General features: G+C 74.3%; 12 protein-coding genes. 5 read left to right on the top strand and 7 right to left on the bottom strand.

What is annotated here, in order from left to right:
* Positions 1–78 precede the first annotated feature (78 nt).
* From ABZY33_RS08310 to ABZY33_RS08295, 4 genes are all read right to left on the bottom strand, one after another.
* Positions 79–804: a chitinase gene (locus tag ABZY33_RS08310; RefSeq protein ID WP_356490701.1), complete on the bottom strand. Its 726-nt coding sequence runs from the start codon at positions 802–804 to the stop codon at positions 79–81.
* Positions 805–958: 154 nt separating this feature from the next.
* Positions 959–1,477 (bottom strand): lytic polysaccharide monooxygenase auxiliary activity family 9 protein, encoded by a 519-nt coding sequence (locus ABZY33_RS08305; RefSeq protein WP_356490700.1) that lies wholly within the window; start codon positions 1,475–1,477, stop codon positions 959–961.
* Positions 1,478–1,813: 336 nt separating this feature from the next.
* Positions 1,814–2,218 carry a hypothetical protein gene (locus tag ABZY33_RS08300; protein ID WP_356490699.1) on the bottom strand — a complete coding sequence of 135 codons (405 nt, stop codon included), beginning with the start codon at positions 2,216–2,218 and terminating at the stop codon, positions 1,814–1,816.
* Positions 2,219–2,474: 256 nt separating this feature from the next.
* Positions 2,475–2,834: a hypothetical protein gene (locus tag ABZY33_RS08295; RefSeq protein ID WP_356490698.1), complete on the bottom strand. Its 360-nt coding sequence runs from the start codon at positions 2,832–2,834 to the stop codon at positions 2,475–2,477.
* 145 nt (positions 2,835–2,979) lie between these two features.
* Here ABZY33_RS08295 and ABZY33_RS08290 point away from each other — a divergent pair, with 145 nt between their 5' ends.
* The 5 genes from ABZY33_RS08290 to ABZY33_RS08270 all read left to right on the top strand — a co-directional run bounded on the left by ABZY33_RS08290 (position 2,980) and on the right by ABZY33_RS08270 (position 7,110).
* Positions 2,980–3,354 carry a helix-turn-helix transcriptional regulator gene (locus ABZY33_RS08290; protein ID WP_356490780.1) on the top strand — a complete coding sequence of 125 codons (375 nt, stop codon included), beginning with the start codon at positions 2,980–2,982 and terminating at the stop codon, positions 3,352–3,354.
* A gap of 10 nt (positions 3,355–3,364) precedes the next feature.
* Positions 3,365–3,784 (top strand): VOC family protein, encoded by a 420-nt coding sequence (locus ABZY33_RS08285; RefSeq protein ID WP_356490697.1) that lies wholly within the window; start codon positions 3,365–3,367, stop codon positions 3,782–3,784.
* Between the two features lie 77 nt (positions 3,785–3,861).
* Complete coding sequence (locus ABZY33_RS08280) at positions 3,862–4,971, top strand: hypothetical protein (RefSeq protein WP_356490696.1); 1,110 nt, start codon at positions 3,862–3,864, stop codon at positions 4,969–4,971.
* A 100-nt stretch (positions 4,972–5,071) separates the two neighbouring features.
* Complete coding sequence (locus tag ABZY33_RS08275; protein WP_356490695.1) at positions 5,072–5,239, top strand: hypothetical protein; 168 nt, start codon at positions 5,072–5,074, stop codon at positions 5,237–5,239.
* Positions 5,240–5,280: 41 nt separating this feature from the next.
* Positions 5,281–7,110, top strand: a complete 1,830-nt coding sequence (locus ABZY33_RS08270) for an HEXXH motif domain-containing protein (protein ID WP_356490694.1) — start codon at positions 5,281–5,283, stop codon at positions 7,108–7,110.
* 19 nt (positions 7,111–7,129) lie between these two features.
* On the opposite strand, the gene fxsT is transcribed toward ABZY33_RS08270, so the two are convergent.
* Genes fxsT through ABZY33_RS08255 form a run of 3 tightly spaced genes read right to left on the bottom strand, consistent with a single transcriptional unit; the run spans position 7,130 to position 14,308 of the window.
* Complete coding sequence (fxsT, locus tag ABZY33_RS08265) at positions 7,130–11,617, bottom strand: FxSxx-COOH system tetratricopeptide repeat protein (RefSeq protein ID WP_356490693.1); 4,488 nt, start codon at positions 11,615–11,617, stop codon at positions 7,130–7,132.
* Positions 11,610–12,707: a MoxR family ATPase gene (locus tag ABZY33_RS08260; protein WP_356490692.1), complete on the bottom strand. Its 1,098-nt coding sequence runs from the start codon at positions 12,705–12,707 to the stop codon at positions 11,610–11,612. Before ABZY33_RS08260 ends, fxsT begins: the two co-directional genes overlap by 8 nt.
* The gene (locus tag ABZY33_RS08255) at positions 12,704–14,308 is read right to left on the bottom strand and encodes a hypothetical protein (protein WP_356490691.1); all 1,605 of its coding nucleotides are present in this window, start codon (positions 14,306–14,308) and stop codon (positions 12,704–12,706) included. Before ABZY33_RS08255 ends, ABZY33_RS08260 begins: the two co-directional genes overlap by 4 nt.
* Positions 14,309–14,332 lie beyond the last annotated feature (24 nt).

The raw sequence follows: 14,332 nt of genomic DNA, 5'->3' as shown, positions 1-14,332 counted from the left end.
CCCGCCGCGGGGACGCGGACCCGCCCGGCGCCGGCGGGGGCGTCAAGGGCGGGCGTGGCCGCGGCGGCTGACAGGCGGTCAGCAGGTGAGGTTGCCGCCGGGGTCGACGCCGAGGATCTGCGCGAACTTCTTGTAGTTGTCGACGCGGCTCTGGACCTGCGACGGGTTGCCGCCGTTGCACTCCAGGCTCCCGTTGATGCTGCGGATGGTCTCGCCGAAGCCGGCGCCGCCGACCATCGCGTTGTGCGGGGTCATGGTGCCGGGCCCGCTCTGGGTGTTCCAGTACCACAGGCCGGTCTTCCAGGAGACCGCCGCGTCGTTCTGCACGAGGTCGGGGTTGTGGAGCAGGTCGATGCCGAGGGCGTCGCCCGCGGACTTGTAGTTGAAGTTCCAGCTGAGCTGGATCGGCCCGCGCCCGTAGTACTTGTCGTTGCCGGCCGGGCAGCCGTAGGACTGCGAAGTGTCACAGTAATGGGGGTAGTTGGCGGTGTTCTGCTCGACGACGTAGACGAGGCCGCCGGTCTCGTGGCCGACGTTGGCGAGGAAGGCCGCGGCCTCCTGCTTGCGCACCGTGTCGCTGCCGGTACCGGTGAACTCCGGGTAGGCACTCAGGGCGGCGTTCAGCCCGTCGTAGGTGTAGAAGGAGTTCCGGCTCGGGAACATCTGGTCGAACTGGGCCTGGCTGACGACGAAGTCCGCCTGGGCGTCGGCCTTCTCGGCGGAGGCGGGCGAGGCCAGGGTGAGCAGGCCGAGGGTGGCGGCCGAGGCGGTGGCGGTGAGCAGCGCGAGGATACGACGGCGCATGGGGGGGCGCTCCATTCGACAATGCGGAGGTGGGGGGTTCGGCGCCGCGGGCCGGGGCACGCCCGGGCACAGGTGTGCCACGGGGTGCGCCGTGGGGGAAGGCCCGCGGCGCCGCCGTTCGACGGGCCGGTTCCAGACCGGCCCCGCGGGTCCGTCAGCCGCCGACGTTCACGTCGATGCAGGCGTAGAACGCGTTGGACGTGTCCGCGATGTTCCAGACGGCGAGCACCTTCTGACGTCCGGTCAGGGAACCGAAGTCGACCTGGTGGGTGACGGTCGCGCCGGGCTTCGCACCATTGTCGTTGAACTCGGCGATCCGCCGGCCGCCGGCGAAGTACTGCCAGGTGCTGGTGGCATGCTGAGCCGTCAGCTTCCACTGGAAACTGGCGGTGCGCGGCACGGGGGTCGCGATCCAGCCCTTGGAGTCGTCGTCGAGCTCCGCGAACCGGCTGTTGCCGCCGCTGCAGCTCGTCAGCCCCTTGGGGCCCTCGACGCTCTGCGGTTCGTACGTGATGTCGCCGCAGGACACGGTGCCGGCGGCGCATTGCGCCTGGCGGCTGGGCGGGGTGGAGATGTAGCCGTGCGCGCTCGCCGGTCCGGCGGGCAGGCTGACGGCGATGACCGGGGCCAGTGCCGCGCCGATGAGCGCGGCCGTCTTCCTTCTGGCGTTCATGCGTACTCCTTCACTCGCGGTCTTCCTGCCGGCACGAACGTGGGGGGACGCGGGCAGGCCGGCCTCTCGTGGGTGGGGCCAAGAGGCGCGAAGGGACAGCGGAAGGCGCGCCCGTGGGTTCGGGCGAACTTCCGTAAGCGGAACGGCCGTTACTGCTTGGCCTAGACCATACAAGCGGGCGTGCCCCTGTCAAGGCACACGCGGCGAACGGGTCCGCGCCGGGGACCCGGGCATGGCGAAGGCCCCCGGGTGGCGCGGTCGCTGCGGACCACACCTCACGGAGGCCTTCGTTGTCTCGTCGCCTTCCGGCGTCGTCGCGCGGCGAGCGGTCTGTGGTCAGCTCGCGGCGCGGCTCCGGCCGACGTCGATACTCAGGGCCCGCACGAACGCGTCCTCGGTCTCCGCGCTGAAGAAACCGTTGATGCCGCGCAGGAGTTGCAGCGCCGTCCGCACACCGGCCGGCAGGGGCCGCGGCATACCGGCCGCGGCCACCGCGAGCTTGTCCGGGGCGGTGCGGGCCGCCTCCAGATGCTCGTGCGCCAGGCCGAGGTCGCCGGTGACCGCGTGGCGCACCGCGCAGGTCACGTCGTACGACGCGCTGCGGGAGAGCGCGAGGAGCGACTCGACGCCGGACGCCGGCGCGCCGTCGCCGGCCGCCGCGCTGAGATGACCGCCCGCCCGTTCGAGGATCTTCGCTATGGCGGACAGCCGCCCCGCTTCCAGAACTGCCTGAGGTGCCATGCCGATTCCTCTCGTCGCCCTGTCCGCCGACCCCGTCCCTCCACCGTTTATCACCACGGCTCGTGCGGAGCGAACCTCCGCGCGGGGGCGCACAGCACGCGCAGAGAGAGGGCGCGGGGCGCGGATGCGGCGGTTGAGGCACGGGGCGGCGCACGGAGCCCGCGGCGGGTCGCGGCCGACGCGCTGCCCCGCCCCGGCCCCCGCGTACGGAGCGCCGGGGTTCCTGCGGCTGAACGCGGGCCCGCTGCCTCCCGCGTCACTGGTACGGCGGCGCCACGGGCGGCGGCGGGGCCGTCGGCTGGGGCGGCGCGAGCGGCAGGTCGGGCCGGCTGTCGTGCACGACCCGGGCGAGGTGGAACGCGTACTCGAACGTCTGGGTGAGCCCCACCGCGATCAGCAGGTAGCCCTCGTCCTGCTCGTAGACGGTGCGGCGCTGGGGATTGGCCGGGTGCTTCAGCTCGAAGGAGAGCACGTGCCGGTAAAGGGCGTCCCGCGCCTCCTGCCGGGTCCCGGTCACGTGCCCGACCGGCCGCGTCACCATCCGCACCCCGCCGAGCCCGCCGCCCAGGCACGTCAGCATCAGCCCCCAGGTGCCCCTGGTCGCGTCGTCCCTCACTGCTCCCCCGTACGTCGATCACTCGTCGGAGCGGCACTCTGCCACACCGGTCCCGCGCCCCTCGACCCGCCCGCTGTGCGAGACTCGAACGGTGAGACAGCCAGAGCTGGACGACCTCGCCCGGCTGCGGCGGGCCCGGGACCGGATGGACCGGGACTACGCCGAGCCGCTGGACGTCGCCGCGCTCGCGCGGGTGGCGCTGATGTCCGCGGGCCACTTCTCGCGCAGCTTCCGCGCCGCGTACGGCGAGACTCCGTACAGCTACCTGATGACGCGCCGCGTCGAGCGGGCCAAGGCGCTGCTGCGCCGGGGCGACCTCACGGTGACCGAGGTCTGCTTCGCCGTCGGCTGCACCTCGCTCGGCTCGTTCAGCTCGCGCTTCACCGAGCTGGTCGGGGAGAGCCCGAGCGCCTACCGGGCCCGGCCGCACGACGACGCCGCCGCGATCCCGGCCTGCATGATGAAGATCCACACCCGGCCCGTGCGGAACGGGGAGGCAGGGCCCGCCGCCCGGTCGTAGGCTGAGCGGCATGGACGACATCAAGCTCTCCACGTGCTTCATCGCTGTGGACGACCCCGACAGGGCGATCGCCTTCTACCGCGATGTGCTCGGCCTCGAGGTGCGCAACGACGTCGGTTACGAGGGGATGCGCTGGGTGACCGTGGGCTCGCCGGCCCAGCCGGACGTGAGTGTCGTCCTGGAGCCGCCGCTGGCCGATCCGAACGCCTCCGACGCCGACCGGAAGGTCATGGCCGAGCTGCTGGCCAAGGGGCTGCTGCGCGGTGTGCTCTTCACCACCGAGGACTGCGACGCCACCTTCAAGCGGGTCAGCGAGGCGGGCGCCGACGTGGTCCAAGAGCCGATGGACCAGTTCTACGGGGTCCGCGACTGCGCCTTCCGCGACCCCGCCGGCAACCTCCTGCGCTTCACGCAGCCCCTCAAGGAGTGAGCGGACCGCGGCGCGCCGCCGCCCGTCAGGTCCGCGCGGCACGGTTCGCCCGCCCCGTTCCCGGGGAGTAACTCCCCATGCCGGACCGGATATCGCCGACGCACGCGGTCATCGTGGGAGTGGAGCGCTACGACGCGGGGCCGGCCTGGGACCTCGACGGCCCGGTCCGCGACGCCGTCGGCCACACCCGCAGGCTGCTGGCCGCCGGGGTACCGCCGGAGCGGATCACCCTGCTCCTCTCCCCCACCCCGGACCACGAGCGGCTCGCCGCCGAGGCCGGGGTCCCGGTCCGGCCGGCCGGACGGGAGGCCGTGCACCAGGCCCTCTTCCGCGAACTCCCCGCCCGCGAGGGCGCGTTGTTCTTCCTCGCCTGGTCCGGGCACGGCCTGGTGGCGGCCGACGGCCACCGCCGCCTGCTCTACGCCGACGCCACCGGGCAGGACCTGCGCAGCCTGGATCTCGACGCGGCGCTCGCCGCGTGGCGCTCGGACCTGGTGCCGTCCTTCCCACACCAGTTGTGGCTGCTCGACACCTGCCAGCTGTTCGCCGATCCGTCCCGGCTCGACGGCGCCCTCGCGCCCGATCCCGTCCCCGTGCGGCCGCTGCGCGAGCGGCCGGGCCAGCACGCCCTGTTCGCGTGCGCCCCGGGCCAGTCCGCGCGCGGCGGCCGCACCGGCGGGCCCGGCGTCTTCACCGGCGCCGTGCACGACCTGTGGGACGAGACCGGCCCCGCGGGCGCGCTGGCCGACCCGCGGGTGCTGGCCGAGCGGCTGCGGGAGCGGATCACCGGCCGGGGCCGGGCCGTGCAGAGCCCCACCTACTTCTGGCACTCCGGCCCCGAGGGGCAGGGCGAGCGGTGGCGGCGGCCCGCGGCGGCCGCCCCGGGCCCGGGCCGCGTGCCGCGCGAGGTACGCCGGGAGCTCGTCCGCGCGCTGGAGCGCATCCCGGCGATGCGGGAACCGCAGACGCGCGCCCAGGTGATCCGGCAGCTGCCGCCCGAGATCGGCGCCGGCGTGCCCCAGTCCCCGATCACCCGGCCCGCCCTGCTCGACCTCGTCGACACCTGCCTGGAGTTCCCCGGCGGCCTCGGCGAGCTGTGCGAGGCGATGGAGATGGTCGACACCGGAACGCGCGCGTACGAGGATTTCTCGGCCAGGGCACGCGAGTTGACCGAAAAGGATGACTGAGACACAGGGTTCCCGAGCAGGAGTGCAAGGGACATGATGGAGCACAAGGGGTCGGCGTCGGCGTCATCGGCGACCCAGATGCTGGGAGGGCCACGGCACCATGGACCACGCCGACAGCGCTGTTGAATCGGAGCTTGTAGACCTCGGGGGATGGACGCTTGAGCAGCTACGCGCGCATACCGGAGCCGAGCGAGCGCAGGGCAAGCGACGACTGCTGCGCAAGCTCGACGACCCGGACGTCAACTTCGGTGGTGACGACAAGAGTTGAGCGGTGCCGCCGGGCACCGGGCGGGGGGTCGGGACCGGCCGATGCCCGCTGAGCCCGTGGGGGCGCCCACCGCGCTGCGGCGGCACGGGTTCTCGGCCACGGACTTCGACGCGCTGGCCGCGGGCGGCGGCAGCCCCCGCGTGCTGCGGGACCTGTGGCGGGCCGAGCGCAGCCACCGGCTGCTCCTGATCGACCTCTTCCTGGACCTGCTGCGCGAACACCCCTGGTCGGTGGGGCCGTTGGACCCGGTCGACGAACCGTGGGAGCTGCTCCTGCGCGCGGACCGGCGCGACCACGCCGCGGTCGAGGAGCTGCTCATGGCGCCCGAGACGGGGCTCTGGCTCGCCGGAACCCTGCGCGCCCTGCGCGGCACCGCGCCCCCCGCCGCCGCGCCCGCGCCGCTGTGGGTGGAGACCGGGCACTTCCACGCGCTGGCCGCGGCGGCGGCGCTGCGCACCGGCACCGACTTCACCCTGCGGGTGCCCGCGCGGCACGGCACCGTCCTGCTGCCCGGCGTCGGCCGCGCCGTCGCGCCCGGCGCCGCCTGGAGCCGGGCCCGGGTCACGGGCGCGGACGGGCAGGTGATCCTGCGGATCGGCACGCACACGGTCCGGGTCCCGGCCCCGTACACGACGGCGGCGCCCGGCTGGGAGCCCGCCCGCCGCATCGCCCTGACCTCGCTCGGCGCCCCGCGCTCCGTGCTCCTCGACGACCTCGGGCCGCACCGGGTGGTACCGAGCGCGCAGGGCCGGCCGCCGGGGCGGCTGCCCGCGGACGAGGCGGAGTGCTGGAGCGAGCTGCTGCACGCGGCGGCCCCGCTGCTGGCGGAGGCCGACAGCCAGTCCGCGACCGACATCGCCGTGCTGCTGCACAGCGTGGAGCCGGTGGTGCGGACCGGCGGCGAGCGGCTGACCAGCGCCACCTCGGGCGACGGCGCGGGGCGGCTTGCCTGCGCCCGGCCCGCGGACGCCGAGCAGCTCGCCGCGGTCCTCGCGCACGAGATCCAGCACACCAAGCTGAGCATGCTGATGCACCTGTACCAGCTGTACGAGCCCGACGACGCCACCCTCTTCTACACCCCGTGGCGCGACGAGCCCCGTCCGCTGCGCGGGCTGCTGCAAGGTGTCTACGCGTTCACGGCCGTGACCCGCTTCTGGCGCGGCCGGGCCGGGCTCGCGGCACCGGGCCGCACCGCGGCCTGCTTCGAGTACGCCCTGTGGCGGCGGCAACTGCTGCGCGTGCTCGCCCGGTTGGCGGACCACGAGGGCCTCACCGAGCTGGGCCGCAGGGTGGTGCGGCGGCTGCGCGAGACGGTGACGGGGGCCGGCCGCCCGGAGCCGTTCGACGCGGTGGACGCGCTGGCACGGGACGCCGCCGACCATCACACGATGAGCTGGCGGCTGCACCACCTCACCCCCGACCCGGTGGCGGTGGCCGCGCTGGCCGCCGCCTGGCCCGCGCCGCCGCGGCCCCGCGCGGTCGGGGCGGCGCGGGTCTGCCCGGACCCCGCGGTGCCGCGCCTGGACGTGGTCGCCGCGCTGTACCGGATGCGGCTGGCCGAGCCGGCCGCGGCCGCCGACGCCGAACCGCCGCGCGACGCCCGCCCCGCCCAGACGCTCCTGGTCGGGGGCGACGCGGCGGGCGCGGTACGGGCCGCCGCCGCGGCGCTGTCCGGGGCCGGAGCGGACCGGTCGGCCTGGGCCGACCTCCTGCTGGCCCTGCGCGCCGCCGCGCCGGACGGCCCCGGCCAGGTGGCCCGCGCACAGCCGGAGCTGGCCTACGCGGTGCACCGGGCCGTGCGCGGCGCCGAGGGGGCGGGCCCGGACCCCGTCGCGTTCGCCGGCTGGCTCGACGGACTCGCGACGGGCTGAACCGGGCGGCCCCGGCCGGTCAGATCGGCATCGGGTCGATGTCGCAGTTGGCCCGGCGGGAGGCCACCGCGTCGGCGTGCGCCGGGTGCCGCTCGCCCAGGACCCGGCCGATCCCCTCGACGGCGGCCTGGCGCAGCTCCTCGGACTCCGCGAGCCGGCCGAGCGCCCGCAGGTCCTGGGAGAGGTTGCTGATCAGCACCAGCACCGTCGGGTGGTTCGCCCCGAGACTCTCCTTCGCGGCCGTCAGGGTGGCCTCGTCCAGGGCGAGGGCGCCGGCCGCGTCGCCCTGGGCGAACAGGTCGCTGGCGAGGTTGATCCGGCAGACCAGGGCGTCGGGGTGCCCGTCGCCCAACTGCGCGGTGCACCGGGCGAGCGCCGACTCGTTCAGGGTGCGGGCCTCGTCGACCTTGCCGAGGAGCCGGTAGGTGATGGCGAGGTCCATCTCGGCTTCCAGGGTGTGCGGGTGGTCGGCGCCGAAGACCCGGGCGAACAGGTCCCGGGTGGCCTCGCCGAGCCGCATCGAATCGGTCAGCTCGCCGGACTGGCGCAGGTCGACCGAGAGGTTGAGGGAGGCCACCAGCGAGTCCGGGTGCTCGGGTCCGTACCGGCTGAGCAGTTCCTTGCGGGCCCGCCGGGTCAGCTCGGCGGCCTCGGCGTGGCGGCCCGCCTTGCGCAGGGAGACCCCGAGCCGGGCCACGTTGCGCAGGGTGTTGGGGTGGTTGGCGCCGATCTGCAGCTGGTAGCGCTCGGTGATGCCTTCGAAGAGCTGCACGGCGTCGACGTACTCGCCCAGTTCGCGGCGGTCGAGCGCGATGCTGGACTCGGTGAGCATGCTGGACAGGGAGTCCTCGCCGAACATCTGGGTGCGGCGCCGCCAGGTCTGGCGGTCCAGTTCCAGGGCGCCGCGGAAGTCGCCGGTGACCCGCAGGCTCACGCCCAGGTTGTGGGCGTGCATCAGGGTCTCGGGGTCGTCGTCGCCGTAGGCGCGCACGGCCCGCTCGTAGACCTCCTCGTTGATGGCGCGGGCGGCCGTGAAGTCGCCGCTCGCCCGGCTGTCGGAGGCGGCCAGGCCGCGCACGCGCAGGAACTCGTCGTCCACGTCGGAGCCGGGCCGCTCCTCCAGGACCGCGAGCATCCGGGTGCTGAGCGCGGCGGCCTCGCGGTAGCGGCCCAGCGCCCACAGCACGTAGCGCAGGTGGCGGCCGAGCATCAGGGTCTGCCGGTCGTCCTCGCCGTGCAGCTCGCACCAGCTGTCGTAGGCCCGCTGGGAGAAGTCCCGCGACCCCTCGTGGTCGCCCCAGTAGTAGAGGAACTCGGCGACCGCGTGCACCATCTGGCGGACGTGCCGCGAGGGCGAGCGCATCGCCTCGGAGACCACCACGTGCGGGTACAGCTCGCCGAACCGGCCCCAGTGCGAGGGGTCCTGCGGGTCGCGCGGGGTGGCGGCGGCGAGCAGCAGGTGGGCCCCGTGCTGCATCCGGTCGCGCTGCTCCTGGGACATTCGGGCGTTGAGCACGGCCTGGACCAGGCGGTGCATCTGGATCGAGTTGGTGCGGTGGTCGATCTTCGCCAGGGAGTAGCGGTTGATCTCGCGGATGGCACGGCCCAGGCGCAGCGGGTCGGTCAGGGACCGGTCCAGGTCAGGCGCGATCGGCTCGACGGGGGCTCCGGAGAAGAGCGAGCGGGCGATCGGTTCGGGAGCGAAGTAGGAGCAGACCTGGAGGAGTTGGAGCGCGGCGCTGTTCTTTCCCTCCAGGTGGTCCAGGGAGACGTTCCAGGCGGTCGCGACGGTCTGCTCGTACTGGGTGGGCGGGGAGACCGCCATCAGCTCGGCGCGCTTCTCCTCGAACAGCCGCAGATAGTCCTCGGCCGGCATGCCCGTCTCGGCGCGCCAGGCGGACGCCTGCTCGACCGCCAGCGGCAGGTCGCCGAGGACGGAGGCGAGCCGGTCGGCCTCGTCGTCGGGGAGGTCGGGGTTGCGCCGCTGGAGGAGCTGGATACTCTCCTCGCGTTTGAAGACGTCGACCTCGAGGGGGTGGGCCAGCGTGTTCCACTGCGGGTTGCGCGAGGTGACCAGGATGGAGCCGGCCGAGCCGCCGCCCGAGGTGAGGGGGAAGTAGTTCTGGACCGACTCGGGGCTCTCCGCGTTGTCGAAGACGAGCAGCCAGTTGGGGTAGGGGCGGCCGGTGCGCAGCGCCTCCAGGACGGCGGGCACGGCGGTGTTCGCCTCGCCGGTCACCGGCAGGTCGAGCCGGAGCGCGAGCTCCACCAGCGCCTGGGCGATCTGCGTGGGCCGCTCGGCGGGGATCCACCACACGACGTCGTAGCGGGCCGCGTTGCGGTAGACGTATTCGAGCGCGAGCTGCGACTTCCCGACGCCGCCCATCCCGTGCAGGGTGTGCGGCAGCACGGCGGTCGGGCCCTGGCCGAGATCGTCCTCCAGGCGTTGCAGGAGGTCGTCGCGGCCGGTGAAGACGAGGTTGCGCGGCGGCATGTTGCCGAGGATCGCGGGGCGGACCGCGCGCGCCTGGTAGGCCGCGCCGGCCGGTTCCTCACGGGCCTCGGCGGCGGGGGCGGCGGTCCCGGGGACGACCGTGGTCACTGGCGTGCCTCCTTGGAGCGGGCCCGGTGCACCCGGTTCCCGGCGGGCCGGGGCGGCGGCCGGGGCGTGCGGGGAGTGGGTGGAATCAATATGATTCGGGCCATTTTGTGAATTATGGGGCTTCATTGTGCCTCGGGAAGTTTCATCCGATATCACTCCGCCACGCTCCCCAGCGTCCGTCGGTGGTGCCGTTTCCGTATGCGCCGCGATCAGCCGGCCCAGCCGCCGGGCCCTCGGCAGGTGTTCTCCGGCCAGCACGCTGAGCACGGCGTGCTCGACCGCCCGGAAGCGCGCGTTCTCCGCCGTCACTTCCGGTTCGGGCGGCTGCTCGCGCCCGTCGTAGTGGGCCAGCAGTTCCCGGGCCGCACCGCTGCGGGAGGCGAGGACCTCCGCGGCCCGGCGGGAGGCCTGCAAGGTGGTCCGCTTGGTTCCGGCGGCGAGCAGCTCCTCGCGCACGCCCGGCCGGAACACATAGGCGCTCTCGTCCCCCGGCAGCACCTCGACCAGGCCGCTCATCAGCAGCTCCGCCAGGTGCACCGGCTCCGACCTGGGCAGCATCGCGCGCTGCACGGCGGTGATCACCGGCAGATCGAGCTGGACCGCGGCCAGCCGCACCGCGAGGGCGAAGGCCTCCGTCGACGCCCAGACGCGGAAGCGGCCGACCTGTTCGGCCGCGGTGGCGTCGGCGGGGGTCGTGGCCTCGGGCTCGGGCTCGGCCCCGGGCGGGCCGGGCACCACCATGAGGGCGGCGACCTCGGTCCAGCGCGGCTGTTGGCCCGCCACGAAGCGGGCCCAGGGTGACAGCCACTCCCCCGACACCTCCAGGACCGGCACGGCCAGCGCGTGGTCCCGGCGCAGCGGAGCCACCCACTCCTCGGCGCCGTGCGGTTGCGCCGGCTCCCAGCGCACCGCCTCGCCCGCCGCGCCACGGCCGGCCAGGTGGAGCCTGACCCGCTCGGGCCGCAGCCCGGTGCGGTGCCAGAGCCGCTGCGGCAGCGTGCTCAGCACGGCGAGCGGCTGGTGCCTGCCCCACAGGGCGAGCGCGCTGTGCACGGCCCCGCTGCGCCAGGCGGCCGCGACCCCGTCGGTGAGGACGAGCACGATCCGGCGCCCGGACTGGTCGACGAGGCTGCGCACCGGGTGGGTGGCGCCGCGCCGGCCGGGGTCCCGCAGCACCACGTCGCCGGTGGAGTCGGTGTCCAGGCTGCGCAGCACGATGTCGCGGAAGCCGCCGTAGCGACGCAGCACGGCGGCGAGGCGGTCGGCGGTGCCCCGCCAGACGGCCATCTGCGGTGCGCCGTCGACGACGAGCACGACGTCCCAGCGCGCTTCCGGGGCCGGCCGCAGCGCGGGCGGCAGCCAGGGCGCCTCGGCGAACTGTTCGCCGGTGCGCTCCTCGTCGACCTCGTCGGTGGGCGAGGTCCTGCGGAGCTGCCGGAAGGGTCGCAGGGCGCGTCCCAGCTCCCGGGCCGAGGGGCCGGGGCGGCGGCGCGGGCGGGCGGGGCGGCGAGGGCGGGGGTCCGGACGGGGCACGGGTTCGCCGCCCTCCGCGCCGTCCTCCGCGCCGTCCGCCTCAGCGGGCGACCGCGGTGGGGGCGGGTGCGCGGGGGTGGCCCGGTCCGCGGCGGCCCCGGCGGGCTCCGGTGCGTCCTGGGGTGGGGGGCCGGGGGCGGGCGGCGGGTCCTGCGGGGCGGGGGCCCGGGGTGGCACGGCGTTCCGCGGCGGTACGGGGGCGGGCTTCTTCGGCGGGTCCAGGAGTTCGGGGTGCTGCTCGGCGATCCACAGGGCGTCCGCCACTTCCCACCAGCGCAGCTCCCCCACGGGCAGGCGTGGGCGGCCCGCGGGCGGACGCGGTCCGTGCGCGCCCGGCGCCCGGCCGTCGGGAGCGGAGGGGTGGTCAGTCACCGAGCCCGGTCCCGTCGGCCTTCAGCGAGTGCCAGATGGCGCGCAGGACTGCCTGCCACTCGGCGGCGTCGCCGTCCTCGTACGCGTAGGCGCCCGAGGTCGCCAGATGCGCGGCGTTCAGCAGCATGTCGGCGGAGAGACCGTCGGTGCGCTCGCTGCGGGACGTGAAGTCCTGGATCAACTTGCCGTGCATGTCACCGAGTCGGTCGGAAAAGTGGGCGGAGAGCAGTTCCCCCAACCCTTCCGCACCGGGGTCCGGCATGTCCAGACGCAGACAGCGACGCAAGAAAGCCTCCGGGAACTCCTGTTCCCCGTTGGAGGTCATGATCACGATGGGAAATGCCCGGGCGCGAACGGTTCCGTCCGTGATGCGAGCGGTTCCGCCCGGATCGGCGGTGTGCACGGTGACGTCCGGCTGCTTCTTGCTCACACGAACGAGTGGCGGTACGGCGTAGAAACCGTCTTCGAAGAGGGACAGCAGATCGTGCGGGAGGTCGACGTCGCACTTGTCGATCTCGTCGATGAGCAGTACGCGCGGGATGCGGTGCGGCAGCATCGCCGTGCCCAGCGGCCCCAGCTGGACGAACTCGCCGATATCGGTGCCGGGTTCACCTGCCTCGGGCTGCCGCGCCGCGGCCGCCAGGTGCGCCTGTTGTTGCTGCTGGGCGAGGTACCACGCCTGGCCCGCCTGGGCCCGGCCGATGACGTCGTACTCGAAGAGGCCCGAGGCCAGGGTGGTGCGGCTGGTGACGGGCCACTGCAGGACCCGGCCGAGCTCCAGTTCGCGGGCGATCCGGAAAGCGAGGGCGGATTTGCCGACTCCGGGGCGGCCGGTGATCAATAACGGTCGGCGCAGCAGGATCGCCGCGTTCACCAGGCGCACCTCGTCCGGCGGCGGGGTGCGCGGCGCGTCGGCCGGGCCGAGCCGGCGGTCGGCCTCGTCCTCGTCCGGCGGCCGGGGCTGGACCGGGCCGCCGCCGAAGCTGCGCCAGCGCGGGCCCTCGGGCCAGCTCCGCTCCTCGTAGGGCTCCTGGGGGCGCGGTCTCCCGGTGCCCCGGTACGGCAGTCCGTCGGTCTCCTGCGCGTTCACTCGGTCCCCCCTACGAAGGCGGCGGGGGCGCACGCGTCACCGTCGAGGAGCTGCTGCGGATCGTCCCAGACCACGCCCAGTTGCTGGATCAGCGCCTTGTCGCGCACTTCCGCGGTGCCCGCTGCCGCATCGCTCCTCCACTGTCGTGCAGCGGCGGGAAGGTTGGCCAGCCCCTCCCCGGCCAACAACTCCTTCACCAGACCGTGGAAGGCCGCCGGGGCGTCCGGCGCCCGGTGGAAGACCATCACGGGTACGCCGAGATCCAGGCCGAGCCGCAGTTCGTGCGAGCCGGTGCCCTCGCCCGCCCGCGGAGTGTCGCTGAGCACCATGCAGACCACACCCTCCTCCTTGCCGATCCGGGCATCCAGCAACGCGAGATGCTCGGGGTCGGGGCGGCCCTGCGGGTCGCACCAGTGGGCGCGCCCGCCGCCCGGGTCGCTCTTGAAACGCGTCCACCGCCTGCGCCAGGCGTGGTGCAGATCGCGCCGCTGCATCCGTTCGAGGCTGTGCACGTACACCCACGGGTATTTGCTCAACAACGGGTTGGAATGCCCCAGTCGGGGATCGCGGTCCCACCATTCGACGGGCTCCGTGAGCAGCTCCGCCGGCAGGAAGAACTCCAGGACCACGTTCTCGTCCCGAGACTGCCACAGCTCGGCCGTCGCCGACAGGAGGTCCGCGACGGCGTACGGGAGCCTGCTGCGCGGCACGGGCTCCACGGGGTCGCAGTCCTCCTGGTGCAGTCGCACGGATTCGGTGTACCGGACGCGGGACGAGACCCGGTAGTGCGCCTCGTGCCTCCCCTGACGCGCCACGTGCGCGTCCGAGGGGCGCAGGTCCGGCGCGACCTTGATGAACAGCCGGATGACCGGCACGTGCGGCTCCGCGAACGCGCCGTCCCCGCCCTGCGCGCCGCGCTCCAGCACGGCCCGCTCCGCCCGGGCGGCCGGATCCGGCCGTCCGGAGAGCCGCGCCCGCAGCGCGCGCAGCCCGTGCGCCCCGTCGCGTTTGCCCCACTCCTGTGCGAAGTGGTCGTTCCAGGCGCGTATCTCGCCGACGAGCGGCGCGGCCTCGGGGCGCAGCATCAGGTGCTCCAGCAGGGCCATGCTCGGTTCGAGGCCGCCGACCGGCGCGTTGTGGCAGGCCAGGTGGACGAAGGCGTGCCAGGCCGAGCGGCAGTGCCGGGGCAGCCGGATCCGGTCGTTCGTGGCAGCGGCCACCAGGGCGGGCAGTTCGGGCAGGGCCAGGTCGAGCCCCTCGCGCAGGGCGGTCCAGTCGCGGCCGTGGTAGAGGTCGACGGCGTGCCACTCGTCGAGCAGCGGGCGCAGTTTCCCCGCCACGGCGGGTGCCACGAACTCGGTGGCGTCCACCAGCCGTTCGAGGCCGTCCTCCTCCCGGCTGCAGTGCCGGACGGCCTCGGCGAACGCCTGTCGTGCGGTACGGAATCCCTCCAGGTCCAGATCCGGGAAGTCGTCGCGCAGCTCACGCGCCCACTGCAGCCGTCCCCGTTCGTCGGCGAGCGGGGTCGACGTGCCGAGCGCCTCGACCATCTCCCGCAGCGTCCGCTGTCTCTCCTGCCGTCCTTCTGCGCCTCGCGGCACGTGCGTCCCCCTCGCACTGCGTAA

Origin of the sequence: Streptomyces sp. NPDC006552, assembly GCF_040611655.1 — a bacterium.
Classification (GTDB): Bacteria; Actinomycetota; Actinomycetes; order Streptomycetales; family Streptomycetaceae; genus Streptomyces.
The sequence above is the reverse complement of the archived record's forward strand: the minus strand, read 5'-3'. Positions and strand labels throughout refer to the sequence as shown.

Excerpts from the sequence above, each read along its gene's own strand:
- ABZY33_RS08310 (WP_356490701.1), bottom strand. The coding sequence starts at position 804 with ATGCGCCGTCGTATCCTCGCGCTGCTCACCGCCACCGCCTCGGCCGCC.
- ABZY33_RS08305 (WP_356490700.1), bottom strand. The coding sequence starts at position 1,477 with ATGAACGCCAGAAGGAAGACGGCCGCGCTCATCGGCGCGGCACTGGCC.
- ABZY33_RS08300 (WP_356490699.1), bottom strand. The coding sequence starts at position 2,218 with ATGGCACCTCAGGCAGTTCTGGAAGCGGGGCGGCTGTCCGCCATAGCG.
- ABZY33_RS08290 (WP_356490780.1), top strand. The coding sequence starts at position 2,980 with ATGGACCGGGACTACGCCGAGCCGCTGGACGTCGCCGCGCTCGCGCGG.
- ABZY33_RS08285 (WP_356490697.1), top strand. The coding sequence starts at position 3,365 with ATGGACGACATCAAGCTCTCCACGTGCTTCATCGCTGTGGACGACCCC.
- ABZY33_RS08280 (WP_356490696.1), top strand. The coding sequence starts at position 3,862 with ATGCCGGACCGGATATCGCCGACGCACGCGGTCATCGTGGGAGTGGAG.
- ABZY33_RS08275 (WP_356490695.1), top strand. The coding sequence starts at position 5,072 with ATGGACCACGCCGACAGCGCTGTTGAATCGGAGCTTGTAGACCTCGGG.
- ABZY33_RS08270 (WP_356490694.1), top strand. The coding sequence starts at position 5,281 with ATGCCCGCTGAGCCCGTGGGGGCGCCCACCGCGCTGCGGCGGCACGGG.